The 14,012-nt window shown below is 71.7% G+C and carries 13 protein-coding genes; 9 read left to right on the forward strand and 4 right to left on the reverse strand.

From position 1 onward, the window contains the following. Positions 1-19: 19 nt before the first annotated feature. Both K313_RS0115595 and K313_RS0115600 read right to left on the reverse strand, forming a co-directional pair. Positions 20-1,417, reverse strand: coding sequence for an IS110 family RNA-guided transposase (locus tag K313_RS0115595; protein ID WP_240483994.1), 1,398 nt, complete (start codon positions 1,415-1,417; stop codon positions 20-22). A 240-nt stretch (positions 1,418-1,657) separates the two neighbouring features. Next, entirely contained in the window at positions 1,658-2,728 is a 1,071-nt protein-coding gene (locus K313_RS0115600; RefSeq protein WP_156911426.1) for a Gmad2 immunoglobulin-like domain-containing protein, read from the reverse strand. 127 nt (positions 2,729-2,855) lie between these two features. Here K313_RS0115600 and K313_RS0115610 point away from each other — a divergent pair, with 127 nt between their 5' ends. The 8 genes from K313_RS0115610 (at position 2,856) to K313_RS0115645 (ending at position 9,908) form a co-directional block, all read left to right on the forward strand. Then, entirely contained in the window at positions 2,856-3,212 is a 357-nt protein-coding gene (locus K313_RS0115610; RefSeq protein ID WP_019284624.1) for a histidine triad nucleotide-binding protein, read from the forward strand. Between the two features lie 86 nt (positions 3,213-3,298). Next, complete coding sequence (locus tag K313_RS0115615) at positions 3,299-4,363, forward strand: PhoH family protein (RefSeq protein ID WP_029212399.1); 1,065 nt, start codon at positions 3,299-3,301, stop codon at positions 4,361-4,363. Further along, a complete protein-coding gene (gene ybeY / locus K313_RS0115620; RefSeq protein ID WP_019284626.1) occupies positions 4,360-4,827 on the forward strand; it encodes an rRNA maturation RNase YbeY in 468 nt (155 codons plus the stop codon). Before K313_RS0115615 ends, ybeY begins: the two co-directional genes overlap by 4 nt. A gap of 2 nt (positions 4,828-4,829) precedes the next feature. After that, the gene (locus K313_RS0115625) at positions 4,830-6,185 is read left to right on the forward strand and encodes a hemolysin family protein (RefSeq protein WP_029212400.1); all 1,356 of its coding nucleotides are present in this window, start codon (positions 4,830-4,832) and stop codon (positions 6,183-6,185) included. Continuing rightward, on the forward strand, positions 6,182-7,096 hold the full coding sequence (gene era / locus K313_RS0115630) for a GTPase Era (RefSeq protein WP_029212401.1): 915 nt from the start codon (positions 6,182-6,184) through the stop codon (positions 7,094-7,096). The genes K313_RS0115625 and era overlap by 4 nt, the downstream gene beginning before the upstream one ends. Positions 7,097-7,219: 123 nt before the next feature. Beyond that, positions 7,220-7,513, forward strand: coding sequence for a hypothetical protein (locus K313_RS0115635; protein WP_029212402.1), 294 nt, complete (start codon positions 7,220-7,222; stop codon positions 7,511-7,513). Further along, entirely contained in the window at positions 7,510-9,081 is a 1,572-nt protein-coding gene (locus tag K313_RS0115640; protein WP_029212403.1) for a hypothetical protein, read from the forward strand. Before K313_RS0115635 ends, K313_RS0115640 begins: the two co-directional genes overlap by 4 nt. Then, a complete protein-coding gene (locus K313_RS0115645) occupies positions 9,078-9,908 on the forward strand; it encodes a hypothetical protein (RefSeq protein WP_029212404.1) in 831 nt (276 codons plus the stop codon). Before K313_RS0115640 ends, K313_RS0115645 begins: the two co-directional genes overlap by 4 nt. 6 nt (positions 9,909-9,914) lie before the next feature. Here K313_RS0115645 and K313_RS0115650 read toward each other — a convergent pair whose 3' ends face one another. Further along, complete coding sequence (locus K313_RS0115650) at positions 9,915-10,640, reverse strand: VOC family protein (RefSeq protein ID WP_029212405.1); 726 nt, start codon at positions 10,638-10,640, stop codon at positions 9,915-9,917. Positions 10,641-10,649: 9 nt separating this feature from the next. Beyond that, on the reverse strand, positions 10,650-11,846 hold the full coding sequence (locus K313_RS0115655) for a M4 family metallopeptidase (RefSeq protein ID WP_029212406.1): 1,197 nt from the start codon (positions 11,844-11,846) through the stop codon (positions 10,650-10,652). 325 nt (positions 11,847-12,171) lie between these two features. Here K313_RS0115655 and leuA point away from each other — a divergent pair, with 325 nt between their 5' ends. Then, positions 12,172-13,893, forward strand: coding sequence for a 2-isopropylmalate synthase (leuA, locus tag K313_RS0115660; RefSeq protein WP_029212407.1), 1,722 nt, complete (start codon positions 12,172-12,174; stop codon positions 13,891-13,893). Positions 13,894-14,012 lie beyond the last annotated feature (119 nt).

The raw sequence follows: 14,012 nt of genomic DNA on the forward strand, positions 1-14,012 counted from the left end.
GATGAGTTCCTAAGGGGAGTCAAGTCAGTGCGGGGCTTCTAGGATTGATGGGGACGGGTCGGGATGTTGGAGCGCTGTGCGACTTCTGTGACTCCCGGCTCGTCCTTTTCTTGTGGTGCTGGGCCTTGCGGTTCTTGGTCTGTCCACGGGTCTTGCCAGGGTCGATCTGGTAGCGGTCGTTGACGATCTGACGGCCCTGGGCCGTGGTGATGGGGGTGCCGTCGGTGTCTTTGAGGATGTAGGGGCTGTTGGCGCGCCAGCAGGCCACGGCGCGCACCAGCAGGGTGCCGGCCAGGTGACAGATCGCGCTGGTGTGGTGTCGTCCGCTGTGGCGTAGTCGTTGGTACTGGCGGGCGAGCTGGGGGTCGGTCTGGCGGGCGGTGTCCGCGGCCAGGAAGGCCATCTTGCGTAGCAGCGGGTCACCGGCCTTGGTCAGCCCGCGGGCGCTGGCCTGGTTGCCGGACTGGCTGGTGATCGGGACCAGGCCGCTGTAGGCCCGGACGGCGTCCAGGCTGTGGAAGCGGGCGGGGTCGGCGATGATCGCCACGATCACGGCGGCGGTAGCGGCTCCGATGCCGGGGACCGAGGTCAGGACCTTGCCGGGGTCGGCGTCCTGGACGTGGGGGGCGATTCGAGCGTCCAGGGCAGCGATCTGGTCGTGGAGGGTGAGCAGGTCGCTGGCTTCGGCGGCGATGCTGTCGGCCAGCTCGGCGTAGTCGATCCCCTCCGGGCCCCACATCTGCACGGACTCGCGGGCCGCGGCCAGCAACGCGTCGGCGTGCGGCCTGCCCCAGTGGCCGCGGGAGTGACGGGCCAAGAAGGTCGTCAACCGGGCCGGTCCCAGCCGCAGCAGGGCGCGGGGGTCGCTGTACCGGATCAGGACCTTCGCGCCGGTCTTGGTGAAGTCGCTGCCCAGCGCGTCGTGCCAGCCCGGGCCCAACAGCTCCAGCAGGCTGTCCAGACGCATCTTGGCCTGGGTGTGCTGGGCCACCTTGCGGTCCCGGCGCCGGACCAGGCGTCGCAGCGGGTCACCGGGCCCGGCGCCGTGGTGCTCGCGTAGCTCCTCGCCGTGCAGGGACGGCAGGCGGGCCAGCAGCTGGGAGTCCAGCTTGTCATTCTTGGTGTGCTTGGACAGGTACGCGCGCAGGTCCGCGGACTGCGTGGTCGGTATCAGCACGACGCGGGCACCACGGGAGGCGAACCAGTGCTTGGGCAGGACCCACGCGTTGCGTGTGGGTTCCATCACCACCAGCAGGTCGTCGCCCGGGCCTAGCGCGATCTTGGCCCACAACCGCTCGAGCTCTTCGGGGCGGGACGTGAATTTCCACCCATGCCAGACGATCCGGCCATCGATGTCGGCCAGCGAGGCCTGATGTCTGGCTCTGCACGCCAGATCGATCCCCAGCACGTATTGCACGACGAGTCCTCCGATCACGTGTCCTGTCATTCCAGGCCCGTGTCGTCGTGGCTCACCTACACATTCGAAGTAGGGGTCGACCACAGAACGGTCGCCGCACGCTCCCGAACAAGAGACACCCCTCAGACACCGGCATGCCCGCGAGCGACCAATCATCCGCAAGAGCTCACCGAAGCGGCCCAGTGACAGACAGGACGCCCGCGGGCACCACCCAACCTAAATGTGACTACCTGAGGTAGGTCAGCGGACGGTGAAGGTGCGGGTGGCTCGGCCGAGGTCGCGCTGGCCGTCGGCGGGGCTGGGCGCCCACACCTGGAGCTGGTAGCTGCCGGCCGCGAGCCGGCCGAGGTCGACGCGCCAGGCGCCGCGCGTCGGACACGCGATGGAGGCGGTGGTGTGGCCCGAGCGGACCGCCTTGCCGGCGCGCGTGAGGGAGTAGGACACCGAGCCCTCGAAGGCGCACGCCTGCCCGGTCGCCACGACCGGTCCCGCCTTGAGCGCCGCGCCCGCGCCGGGGGAGTCGATCCACACCGCCGCCAGCTCGCTGGTCTGGGCGACCCCGGCCGACCGGGAGTAGGTCTTGCTGGTGGGGAGGGTCCCGAGCACCCGGCCGTCGGGGGAGCGGAACCGGACCGGGAGGTTCTTGCCCGTGGCGGCGGTCACCGTCCACACGACGGATGCCGTGCCGATGCGCGCGGTGGCGTCGTCGACCGTGCGGGTCGGTCCGTCGAGGGTCACGTCGATCGCGCCCGCGCCCACCTTGATGTCCGTGACGGTGCGCTCGCCCCACACGTTGAGGTAGCCGCGCGACCCGGCCTCGCGCATCGCGACGTTGGCGGCCGTCTCGGCGCGCTGCTCGGTCGAGCCCGATCGCTGCGCGGGCACGAACTCGCGGAACAGGCGCAGCCGCGGCGTCGCGGCACCGCCGCCCTCGCGGACCTGGGTGCCGTCCCGACCCAGGAAGTAGACGGGCAGGGCAGCCCGTGACGGTGCCACGGACCGGGCGGCGACGTCTGGTGCGGCTGACGACGGGGCTCCGGCGGTGGTGGCGTCGACCGGTGCGGGCGTCCCGGCCTGCTCCGAGCCGGCCCCGTCGGTGCCGGCTGACGGCGTCGCGGACGAGGTGGTGGACGTGCCGGAGGCCGCGGGCGTCGTGGAGCCCGCGCTGCTGGAGGCGCTGGCGGCTCGGGACACCTGCGAGCTGGTGGTCTGCTGCGCGCACCCGGACAGTGCCACGGCGACCGACGCGGCGACCGCGGCCGTGGACATGGTGGACAGGACCTGGCGGGACGTCGTGCTCGTGCTGGTCACGTCGAGCTCCTTCGCTGACGACGACGGGGTTGCTCACAGTGTCACCCACGTCGGGGCCCCGCACCACGGCGCCCCGCCGACGGATGCTCGCCCGGCCGGGGCGGGGGTCCCTGGCTAGGCTGGCCGCATGACCCCACGTGACCCTGACTGCCTGTTCTGCAAGATCGTCGCCGGGGAGATCCCGGGGGACGTCGTGCACGAGACCGAGACGACGCTCGCCTTCCGCGACATCCAGCCGCAGGCGCCCACGCACGTGCTCGTGGTGCCCAAGGCGCACCACCCCAACGCCGTGGCGACGGCCCAGGCCGACCCCCAGCTGATGGTCGACGTGGTCCTGGCAGCAGGGCAGGTCGCCGAGCAGCAGGGACTGGTCGAGCGCGGCTACCGCCTCGTTTCCAACACCGGCCAGGACGCCCAGCAGAGCGTCGACCACCTGCACCTGCACGTCGTGGGCGGCCGCGCGCTGCAGTGGCCCCCCGGCTGAGTCCCCCGGCCGACACACGCAGAGCCTCGGCCGGCCGGCCACGTGTCCCAGGGTGTGTCGGACCCGGCACGTAGACTGACGGGACGATGACAGACACCCCACGACCCGACACCCCGAGCCCTGGTGGCGCCCCTGCCGCGCACCACGCGATCGTCATACCCGCGTCGGTCCCCATGATCTCGCTGCTGGGGCCGCACGACGAGCTGCTACGCACGATGGAGCGCGCGTTCCCGCGGCTCGACATCCACGTCCGCGGCAACGAGTTCCGCCTCGACGGCCCCTCCAGCGACGCCGCGCTGGTCGAGGAGCTGGTCGGCGAGCTCCTCGTCGTCGTCGAGGCCGGTGGCGCCATCAACCGGGACGCCGTCGAACGCTCGATCGTTATGCTGCGCAACCGCTCCGTCGAGCGGCCCGCCGACGTGCTCACCACCAACATCATCTCGGCGCGCGGGCGCACGATCCGCCCCAAGACCCTCGGGCAGAAGCGCTACGTCGACGCCATCGACACGCACACCATCGTCTTCGGCATCGGGCCCGCCGGCACCGGCAAGACCTATCTCGCGATGGCCAAGGCCGTCGCCGCGCTACAGGCCAAGGACGTCACGCGGATCATCCTGACCCGGCCGGCGGTCGAGGCGGGGGAGAAGCTCGGCTTCCTGCCCGGCACGCTCACCGACAAGATCGACCCCTACCTGCGCCCGCTCTACGACGCGCTGCACGACATGCTCGACCCCGAGCAGATCCCGCGGCTGATGGCCGCCGGGACCATCGAGGTGGCGCCGCTGGCCTACATGCGCGGCCGCACCCTCAACGACGCGTTCATCATCCTTGACGAGGCGCAGAACACCTCGCCCGAGCAGATGAAGATGTTCCTCACCCGTCTCGGGTTCGGCTCCCGCATCGTCGTCACCGGTGACGTGACCCAGGTCGACCTGCCGGGCGGCACCCAGTCGGGCCTGCGCGTCGTGCGCGACATCCTGTCCGACGTCGAGGACATCCACTTCTCCGAGCTCTCGGCGGCCGACGTCGTGCGCCACCGGCTCGTCGGCGAGATCGTCCAGGCCTACGGCGCCTGGGACGAGTCGCAGCACGGCGGCACCTCGCAGGGCCGCACCACGCACCACCAGAGGGGACAGGCGCCGCGCCGATGAGCATCGACGTCCACAACGAGACCGACCACCGGGTCGACGTGCGCGAGCTCGTCGCGCTGTCCCAGTTCGTCTACGGCGCCATGCGGGTCCACCGCGGCGCCGACCTCGCCATCACCCTCGTCGACGAGGACTCCATGGAGCGGCTCCACGTGCAGTGGATGGACCTCGAGGGTCCGACCGACGTCATGAGCTTCCCGATGGACGAGCTGCGGCCGGGTCGCGAGGGGCAGCGGCTGCAGGAGGGCGTGCTCGGCGACATCGTGCTGTGCCCCTCGGTCGCCAAGAAGCAGGCCGCGGGGGCCGGGCACTCCTTCGAGGAGGAGCTGCTCCTGCTGACCACCCACGGCATCCTGCACCTGCTCGGCTACGACCACGCCGAGCCGGACGAGGAGCGTGAGATGTTCGACCTGCAGCGCACGCTGCTCCTCACCTACCTCGCCGGCCGCGGGCGACCGCAGGGCTGATCGTGACGATCCAGCTCGTCCTGGGTGCGGTGCTGGCCCTGGTCCTGACCTTCGTGCTGGCGCTGACCGAGTCTGCGGTGCAACGCGTCTCGCGGCACACCAGCGAGGAGATGCTCGACGAGGGCCGCCCCGGCGCGCGAGCCCTCGCCACGGTCGTCGCCGACAAGCCCGGCTACATCTCGGCCGCCACCTTCCTCCGTGTCGTCATGGAGGCGACGATGGCCGTGCTCGTCACGGTCGCGGTGACCGAGCGCCTCGACGGCCCGGTCGCGCCCGTGCTCGTCAGCATCGGCGTCATGGCGCTGCTGTCCTTCGTCCTGGCGGGGGTCTCGCCGCGGACGCTGGGGCACCAGCACGCCACGCGCGTGTCCCTGATGATGTCGCCGACCCTCGTGTGGCTGCGCCGCGTCCTCGGCCCCGTCGTCCGCCTGCTCGTCGCCTTCGGCAACGCCGTGACGCCCGGAAAGGGTTATGCCGAGGGGCCGTTCGCCACCGAGGCGGAGCTGCGCGACCTCGTCGACATCGCGAGCCAGCGCGACGTCATCGAGGACGACGAGCGCGAGATGATCCACTCCGTCTTCGAGCTCGGGGACACCGTCGCCCGCGAGGTGATGGTGCCGCGCACCGACATGCTCACCCTGGAGCACGACAAGACGCTCGGCAAGGCCATATCGCTCTTCCTGCGCTCCGGGTTCTCGCGCATCCCGGTCGTGGGGGAGGACAGCGACGACGTGCTCGGGCTGCTCTACTTCAAGGACGTCACCCGGCGGGTCAACGACGACGAGCAGGCCAGGTCGCTGCCCGTCGAGGAGCTGATGCGGCCCATGCACTTCGTCCCCGACAGCAAGCCGGTCGACGACCTGCTCCGCGAGATGCAGCAGGACCAGGTCCACCTGGCCGTGGTGGTCGACGAGTATGGCGGCACCGCCGGCCTCGTCACCATCGAGGACATCCTCGAGGAGATCGTCGGCGAGATCGCCGACGAGCACGACCGCGAGGCGCAGGGGGTCGAGCCCCTCGAGGACGGCACGGTCCGGATCCCCGCCACCATGCACGTCGACGACTTCGCCGAGGAGTTCGGGATCGACCTCGAGGAGGAGGACGTCGACACCGTCGGCGGGCTGATCGCCAAGGCCTCCGGCCGCGTCCCGATCCCCGGGTCGCGGGTCGAGCTGCTCGGCCTCGAGCTCACCGCCGAGCGTCCGGCCGGCCGCCGGCACCGGATCGCGACCGTCGTCGTGCGCCGCCTGCCGCAGGAACCCTCGCCGGTCGACGTGTGGGAGGCTGAGCGTGATCGGGACCGCACCCTTCGCGCCGACACCGTCGACGCCGCCCGGCACCAGGAGGACCACTCATGAGCACACCCTTCCGCGCAGGATTCGCCTGCCTCGTGGGTCGCCCCAACGCCGGCAAGTCCACGCTGACCAACGCCCTCGTCGGGCAGAAGGTCGCGATCACCAGCAGCAAGCCCCAGACGACCCGGCACACCATCCGTGGCGTCGCCAACACCGAGCAGGGCCAGCTGATCCTGGTGGACACCCCGGGACTGCACAAGCCGCGCACCCTGCTCGGCCAGCGGCTCAACGACCTCGTCCGCGAGACCCTGCTGGAGGTCGACGTCATCGGCTTCTGCCTCCCTGCCGACCAGCGACCCGGCCCCGGCGACCAGTTCATCGCCGCCGAGCTCGCCGAGCTGCAGCGGTCGCGTCGTCGCCCGGTCGTCGCCCTGGTCACCAAGAGCGACAAGGTCGATCGGCAGCGGCTCGCCGAGCACCTCATCGCCGTGGACCAGCTGGGCTCGTGGGACGCGATCATCCCCTGCTCCGCCACGTCCGGCGACCAGGTCGGCGAGGTCGCCGAGGTGCTCGTGTCCTACCTGTCCGAGTCGCCGCCGCTCTATCCTGAGGGTCACCTCACCGACGAGCCCGAGGCCGTCATGATCGCCGAGCTCGTGCGCGAGGCGGCGCTCGAGGGCGTGCGCGACGAGCTGCCGCACTCCCTGGCCGTGGTCGTCGAGGAGATGGTCCCGCGCGAGGACCGGCCCGAGGACAGCCCGCTGCTCGACGTGCGGGTCAACGTCTTCGTCGAGCGCCCCTCGCAGAAGGCCATCGTCATCGGCCGCGGCGGCTCCCGCCTGCGCGAGGTCGGCACCCAGGCCCGCACCCAGATCGAGGCCCTGCTCGGCCAGCGGGTCTATCTCGACCTGCACGTCAAGGTCGCCAAGGACTGGCAGCGCGACCCCAAGCAGCTGCAGCGCCTCGGCTTCTGACCCTCGCGGCGCGGCCTGTGGATGACGGATCCGGCCGCGTGCCCCGCCTGTGGATGACGCGGGGCCGCGAGGCGGCGGTCGCCATACCCTCCTGACATCAGTCGAGCAGGAGGTGGCCCGCAGATGAGCCGGTATGTCGTGACCGTGCCGGCCGTCGTCGACGGCGGCACCTGCGTGCGTGGCGCCGCCGACGAGCTGGCCCACGCGCGCGTCGCGCCGGTGGTGGAGCCGCTCGCCGGTGCTCTCCCCGGCAGCGTCAGCGCCGAGGTGGCATCCAGGTTGGCCGAGCTGCTGGACGGCCGGCTCGCGCTGCTGCACCAGGCCCTTGGCCTGCTCGGTGACGCCCTCGTGGGCGCGGGCGAGGCCTACGGCGCGTGCGAGGACGCGGCGACGACCGCCCTGGACGGTGCGCCATGACGACGCTGGAGCAGGTGCGGCGCTGGTCGGCGTCCGGGGTCCGCGACGTGGCCGCCTCGGTCGGCGGGCGTGCCGTGACCCTCGGCGGCGTCGCCCAGCGGCTGCCCGACGAGGTCGCCGGATGGCGCGGCGAGGCCGCCGACGCCGCGCGGTCCGGGCTCGACGGCGTCAGGGCAGGCGTGCGGGCCGAGGCGGCCGAGGTCGCGGCGGTCGCCGAGGCCCTGCAGGCGGCCGCCGGACGGCTCGACCAGCTCGTCGTCGCCCTGCGTCAGCTCGAGGAGTCGTTGCGCACCACCGGGTTCGAGCTCACCGACGACGGGCGGGTCGTCGACCTGCAGGCGTGCCTCCCGGCCGTGGACGCGGCGTGGTCGCCGGCCGAGCGGCTCGGTCTGCGGACCACGGCGGAGGGCGATGTCCAGGCACTCCTGGCGACGGCTGACGACGTCGACCACTCGCTCGCCCGGGCCCTGGCCGGCATCGGCGCCGGGGAGGTGACCTCGTCCTCGGCCGTCTGTCGACCCGGCGTGGCCACGGCCACCTCCGTGGCCGCCTCGGCCGCCTCCCGCGACGAGGACCTGCGCACCCGTGCCCACCAGGTGGTGGGGGTCGTCTCCTCGCACACCCACAAGAGGGGCCGGGGCCCGGTGAGCGAGGAGTCACGGCAGCGCTATGCCGAGGACGAGGCGTTCGCCACCGCGGCGGACGAGTACTCCGACCACGGGGACGCCGGGATGCTCGCGCGCTCCGTGCTGCTGGCGACCGGCGATCACGAGCTGGCGCAGTGGGTCTACACGCACCCCTACGAGTGGGCCCACGAGGCGGAGCCGTTCGAGTCCCCGGACGGCGCGCCATACGTGATGGACGTCCCCGTGCAGCACTCGACCCTCACGCTGTGGGCTCGCGCGGCGACCGCCGTCTCCCAGGGATATCTAGACGGGCAGCGCCCCCGGGTCGTGCGCACGCCGCGGCCCGACCCGCGGGCCGTCGAGGTCGCCCGCAACCGCGCCGCCCACGACATGTTCGGCAAGGTGACCAACCGGGTGCACGTGGAGTACGGCGCCACGGCGCAGCGGATCGCCCGGGGCCACTCCTACGACAAGCACGTGCTCGGTCTCGACAAGAAGGGCGCCAAGGTCCACACCCCCGACATGCCGGAGATCACGTCGCACGCGGAGCTCGAGGAGCGCATCTTCCGCACGATGTACACCCAGCCGCGCGTCGAGCTGGCCGGTCAGCGGGCCTACCACCTGGACCGCACCGACCAGCACATCGTGATCACCAACGAGCGCGCGTCCGACGGCGGCACGAGCTTCCGCGTCACGCAGGAGGCCCACGAGCAGCGGATGCTGGCCCAGGACGCCGCGCAGCGCGCGAGGGAGGGGCTCGATCCCACGCCGCCCCCGCGGACCGCGCCGGGCGATCTGCAGCAGGAGTATGTCGACCGAAACCCCCTCCCCGAGAAGCCCCCGACGACCTGGAGGACCGAGATGACCACGACCTTGACCACGCTCAGGGACAGCACCCAGCCGACGTGGATCTGGCCGTGGAGCTCGGAGGAGCGACGATGAAGCTGCTGGCGCAGTACCCCGACGCCGTCGCCGTGTCCTTGCACGACCTGGAGGCGGAGGTCCTGACGACTGCCGCCCGCGAGATCGAGTTCATGGCGCTGCTGGACCCGGACGCGCTCGGGGCCGTGACCCTGAGCGGGCAGGACCTGCGCGCGGACCTGGCCGACTGTCGCGCACTGTCCCCTGGTCTGGCGCCCGGCAACCCCGATCATCGTCCGCTGGAGCTGTGGGGGTTCCTGCGCTCACCGGCCCCGCAGGCGCTGGAGCCGATCGACGGACGCATCGCGGACCTCCTGCAGCGTCATACGGCCCGACTGCCGGCCGACCAGCGGCGTCTCGCGGCGGAGTCGCTCGAGCTGGGCAGCGGGCCGCTCGCTCTGCTGCTGCTCATCGACGCGCTCAGGCAGTCGGCCGCCGTCCTCGACGACGAGGAGTACGAGACCTGCCAGCTGATCGCCCAGCGCTACCTGGCCTCGTCTCGCTACACCTCTGCGCTGCGGTCCTGCTGGGGTCGTCTCGGGCAGGGGCGCAGCGACCAGCTGCGGGCGGAGGCCGCGGCGGCCGTGCTGCCCCTGACCGGCCGGTGCCTGCTCTACCTCGACACGGTGGACGGCCGGATGCACGTCCGCGTGCCACGCACCCGGCTCCCGGACCTGCTCGCCACCGCAGCCGTGGCCCGCGACAGCATCGATCCCCTCCAGCACCGCTTCCCGGCGCACTACCGGCGCGGGCTGGAGCAGCTGCACGCCGACATCGAGGTCGTGCTGCGCTATCTCGACGCCGGCCCGGTGCATCGGACGCTGTGGCGCTGGGGCGCCGGGAGATAGGGGCTGCTAGCCGTCCAGCTGGTCGAGGATGCAGAGCTCGTTGCCCGAGGTGTCCCGCAGGACGACCCAGGGATGCCCCTGTGCCCAGTCGTCGTCGGCGCGGGTGGCCCCGAAGGTGAGGGCGAGGTCGACGAGCTCGTCCCGCGACGGATCGTCGGCCTCGGGCCGGACGTCGAGGTGCAGCCGGTTCTGACCCTGCTTGGGCGACAGCTCTCGGCAGAGCTCGAGCAGAGGGCCTCGCAGGCTCGGGTGCCGCAGCGTGACCGGCGCGGAGCCGACGACCTGCACCCATCCGGTCAGGGCGGCATACAGCGCGGCGTCGCGCTCGGGATCGGCGCTGTCCAGCGGCAGCGCGGCGATCGGCCCGGTGTCGCGAAAGGCCTCGCGATCCTCCATCACGCAGAAGGGGTTGCCGTCGGGATCGGCGAGCACGACCCACGGCACGTCGCGCTGACCGACGTCAAGGTGCCGAGCGCCCAGGCCGAGCAGACGGTCGACCACCTCCTGCTGGCGCGCGCCGCCGGCCAGGTCGGGGTGTAGCCGAGGGGAGGGGGTCGGCGCCCGGTCGACCTGCTCGACGCTGAGGTCGAGGAACAGGTCGTCGCCGAGCACCAGCCGGCCCTCGAACCCGAAGTCCGTGGGGCCGGCGTCCACCAGCCCCAGGGCCTGGGTCCAGAAGGCACCGACGCGCTCGGCGTCGCGGGCCTGCATGACCAGATTCTCGAGGCGCACGCCACCACGCTAGTCGTCGGAGTCCTTGCCGGTGGCCGGCTCGACCCCGACCTGCTGCCACGCCTGTGCGACGGCGGTGCTCTCCTCACTGTCGGCACCGTAGCGGGCGGCCGCCGCGTCGAGGGTGGCCCGCGCGAACCGGGCGAAGCCGCAGTCCTGCGGGATCCGCACGCCGTGCGCCGCCGTCAGCACGTCCCACCACACCTGTCCGGCCCGCTCCCACGCGTGCCCGCCCAGCGCAGCCGCCGCGAGGTAGAACGCGCGGTTAGGGATGCCGGAGTTGATGTGGACCCCACCGTTGTCGTTGTCGCTGTCGTGCGGCAGGTCGACGTAGTCCTCCATCGACCCCGGCTGCGGGTCCTTGCCCAGGGCGGGGTCGTCATAGGCCGTGCCGGGCGCCTTCATGGACCGCAGCGCCACCCCGTGGACCTTGGGGGTGAAGATCCCGGCCCCGATCAGCCAGTCGGCCTGGTCCGCGGTCTGCCCGAGGGAGTGCTGCTTGGTCAGCGAGCCGATGACGTCCGAGATCGACTCGTTGAGGGCGCCGGACTGCCCGACGTAGGTCAGTCCCGCCGTGAACTGCGTGATGCCGTGCGCCAGCTCGTGGCCCATGACGTCGATGGAGTCGGTGAACGACGCGAAGTAGACCCCGTCGCCGTCGCCGAACACCATCTGCTCGCCGTCCCAGAAGGCGTTGCTGTAGTCCCGGTCGTAGTGCACCGTCGCCACCAGCGTCAGCCCGCGCCCGTCGAGCGAGTCCCGGCCGTAGACGTCCGCCAGCAGGCGATAGGTCACCCCCAGCCCGTCGTAGGCCTCGGTCACGGACTCGTCCTTGGTGGGGGGATCGTCCTCGGAGCGGACCAGCTGACCGGGCAGGGTCGTGCCGTGCCGGGCGTCGTGGAGGCGGCGGTCGGGCTTCAGCGTGGCGGGCTGCGACGGCGAGCCCGGTTGTGGCGCAGCAGGAGTCGTATGACGGGTGCGCGAGTCCCGCAGGCCGATCGCCCCCGGCAGGCGCGGCTCCGGACGGGTGGTGCGGACCTCGCGTGTGCTGCGCTTGCGCGTGTCGTGCTGCAACGTGTGCCGCGCCGCCTCGACCGCGCGCCGCTCCGGCGCGTCCTCGGCGATGTGCCGCAGCAGGTGCGGCGGGACGATGCCGCAGCAGCGCGGCAGGACGGGGGCGGGGAGCTGCGCAGGCGCGGTCGGCATACGACCAGCATGTGACTGCTGGGGCTCGACTGCCTGCCGAGACCGCGCCATCAGGAGAACGCCCCGCGCCGTCTCCAGCAGGACGTCACGTGGACACGGCGTCCCAGGATGCGGGACCGCCCGGCGTGCCAGGTGGACGGGCCGGGGGCATCGCCATACGGTCAGGATCGTGCGTATGCGGAACGGGGCCGTCCACCCGGCCACCTGGAGCCTCCTCCTTCCCTGCCGCGGCGAGGCCCTCTAGAGACGGCCGCCCTCGCCGCGGAGCTCGCTCTGCTCGGCCGTCGAGCATGACAGCGACCAGCGAACTGTGAGGCACGAGAGCATGATCCACCCCCAGCAGCCCAGCCCGATGCCGGTTGGCAAGTACGTCCCCTTCCACGAGCAGATCCGCGTCGAGCTGCCCGACCGCACCTGGCCCGACAAGGTCATGCAGGCCGCCCCGCGCTGGTGCGCCGTCGACCTGCGGGACGGCAACCAGGCCCTCATCGACCCGATGAGCCCGGAGCGCAAGCTGCGCATGTTCCAGCTGCTCGTCGCCATGGGCTACAAGGAGATCGAGGTCGGCTTCCCGAGCGCCAGCCAGACCGACTACGACTTCGTCCGCCAGCTGATCGAGGGCGGTCACATCCCGGACGACGTGACGATCCAGGTCCTCACGCAGTGCCGCGACCACCTGATCGAGCGCACGTACGACGCCCTGCGGGGCGCCAAGCAGGCGATCGTCCACTTCTACAACTCCACCTCGGTGCTGCAGCGCAAGGTCGTCTTCGGCCTCGACCAGGACGGCATCGTCGACATCGCGCTGCAGGGCGCCCGCCTGTGCAAGAAGCTCGAGGAGACGCTGCCCGACACGGACATCTACTACGAGTACTCCCCGGAGTCCTACACGGGCACCGAGCTCGAGTTCGCCGCCCGCGTCTGCAACGAGGTCATCGAGGTCATCGACCCGACCCCGGACCACAAGATCATCATCAACCTGCCGGCCACGGTCGAGATGGCCACGCCCAACGTCTACGCCGACTCGATCGAGTGGATGAGCCGGCACCTGGACCGCCGCGAGTCCGTCGTGCTGTCCCTGCACCCGCACAACGACCGCGGGTCGGGCGTCGCGGCGGCCGAGCTGGGCTACCTGGCCGGGGCGGACCGCATCGAGGGCTGCCTGTTTGGCAACGGCGAGCGCACCGGCAACGTCTGCCTGGTCACGCTCGGCATGAACATGGTCAGCCAGGGCATCGACCCGCAGATCGACTTCTCCGACATGGCCGGCATCCGCTCGGTGGTCGAGCACTGCAACCAGCTGCCCGTCCACGAGCGCCACCCCTACGGCGGCGACCTCGTCTTCACGGCCTTCTCCGGGTCGCACCAGGACGCCATCAAGAAGGGCTTCGACTGGATGGACCGCGAGTCCGCGTCCTCCGGCAAGGGGATCGACGAGCTCGTGTGGGGCGTGCCCTACCTGCCGATCGACCCGCACGACATCGGCCGGTCCTACGAGGCGGTCGTCCGCGTCAACAGCCAGTCCGGCAAGGGCGGCGTCGCCTACATCCTCAAGTCCGAGCGCGGGCTGGACCTGCCCCGCCGCCTCCAGATGGAGTTCAGCGCCGTCGTGCAGGCCCGCACGGACGCGCAGGGCGGCGAGGTGTCGCCGGCGCAGCTGTGGGAGGTCTTCGAGGACGAGTACCTGCCGGCCGAGCGGCGCTGGGGCCGGTTCGCGCTCAAGGGAGTTCGCACGGACGACGAGGGCGAGGGCGGACGCGGCACGTGGTCCTTCCGGATCGACGACCGTGGGGTCGAGCAGGTCCTGACGGGCAGCGGCAACGGTCCGATCGCGGCCTTCGTCGACGCGCTGGGTGCCTATGGCGTCGACGTGCGCGTCCTCGACTACGCCGAGCACGCCATGTCGGCGGGTGGCGACGCCCGGGCGGCGTCATACGTCGAGTGTGCCGTCGGCGAGCGCGTCCTCTGGGGCATCGGCCTGCACGAGAACATCCTGCGCGCCTCGATCGAGGCCGTGGTCTCGGCGGTCAACCGCGCCGAGCGCTGACGACTCACCCCTCCCACCCACCCCCACGATCGTGAGTGTTTGGTCCAAGAGTCTTGGACCGAACACTCACGACCTGCGGTTGTGGGGGGACAGATCTGGCCTAGTTGCAGGGTTAAGGG

It is taken from the genome of Arsenicicoccus bolidensis DSM 15745, from assembly GCF_000426385.1.
Taxonomy (GTDB): Bacteria; Actinomycetota; Actinomycetes; order Actinomycetales; family Dermatophilaceae; genus Arsenicicoccus; species Arsenicicoccus bolidensis.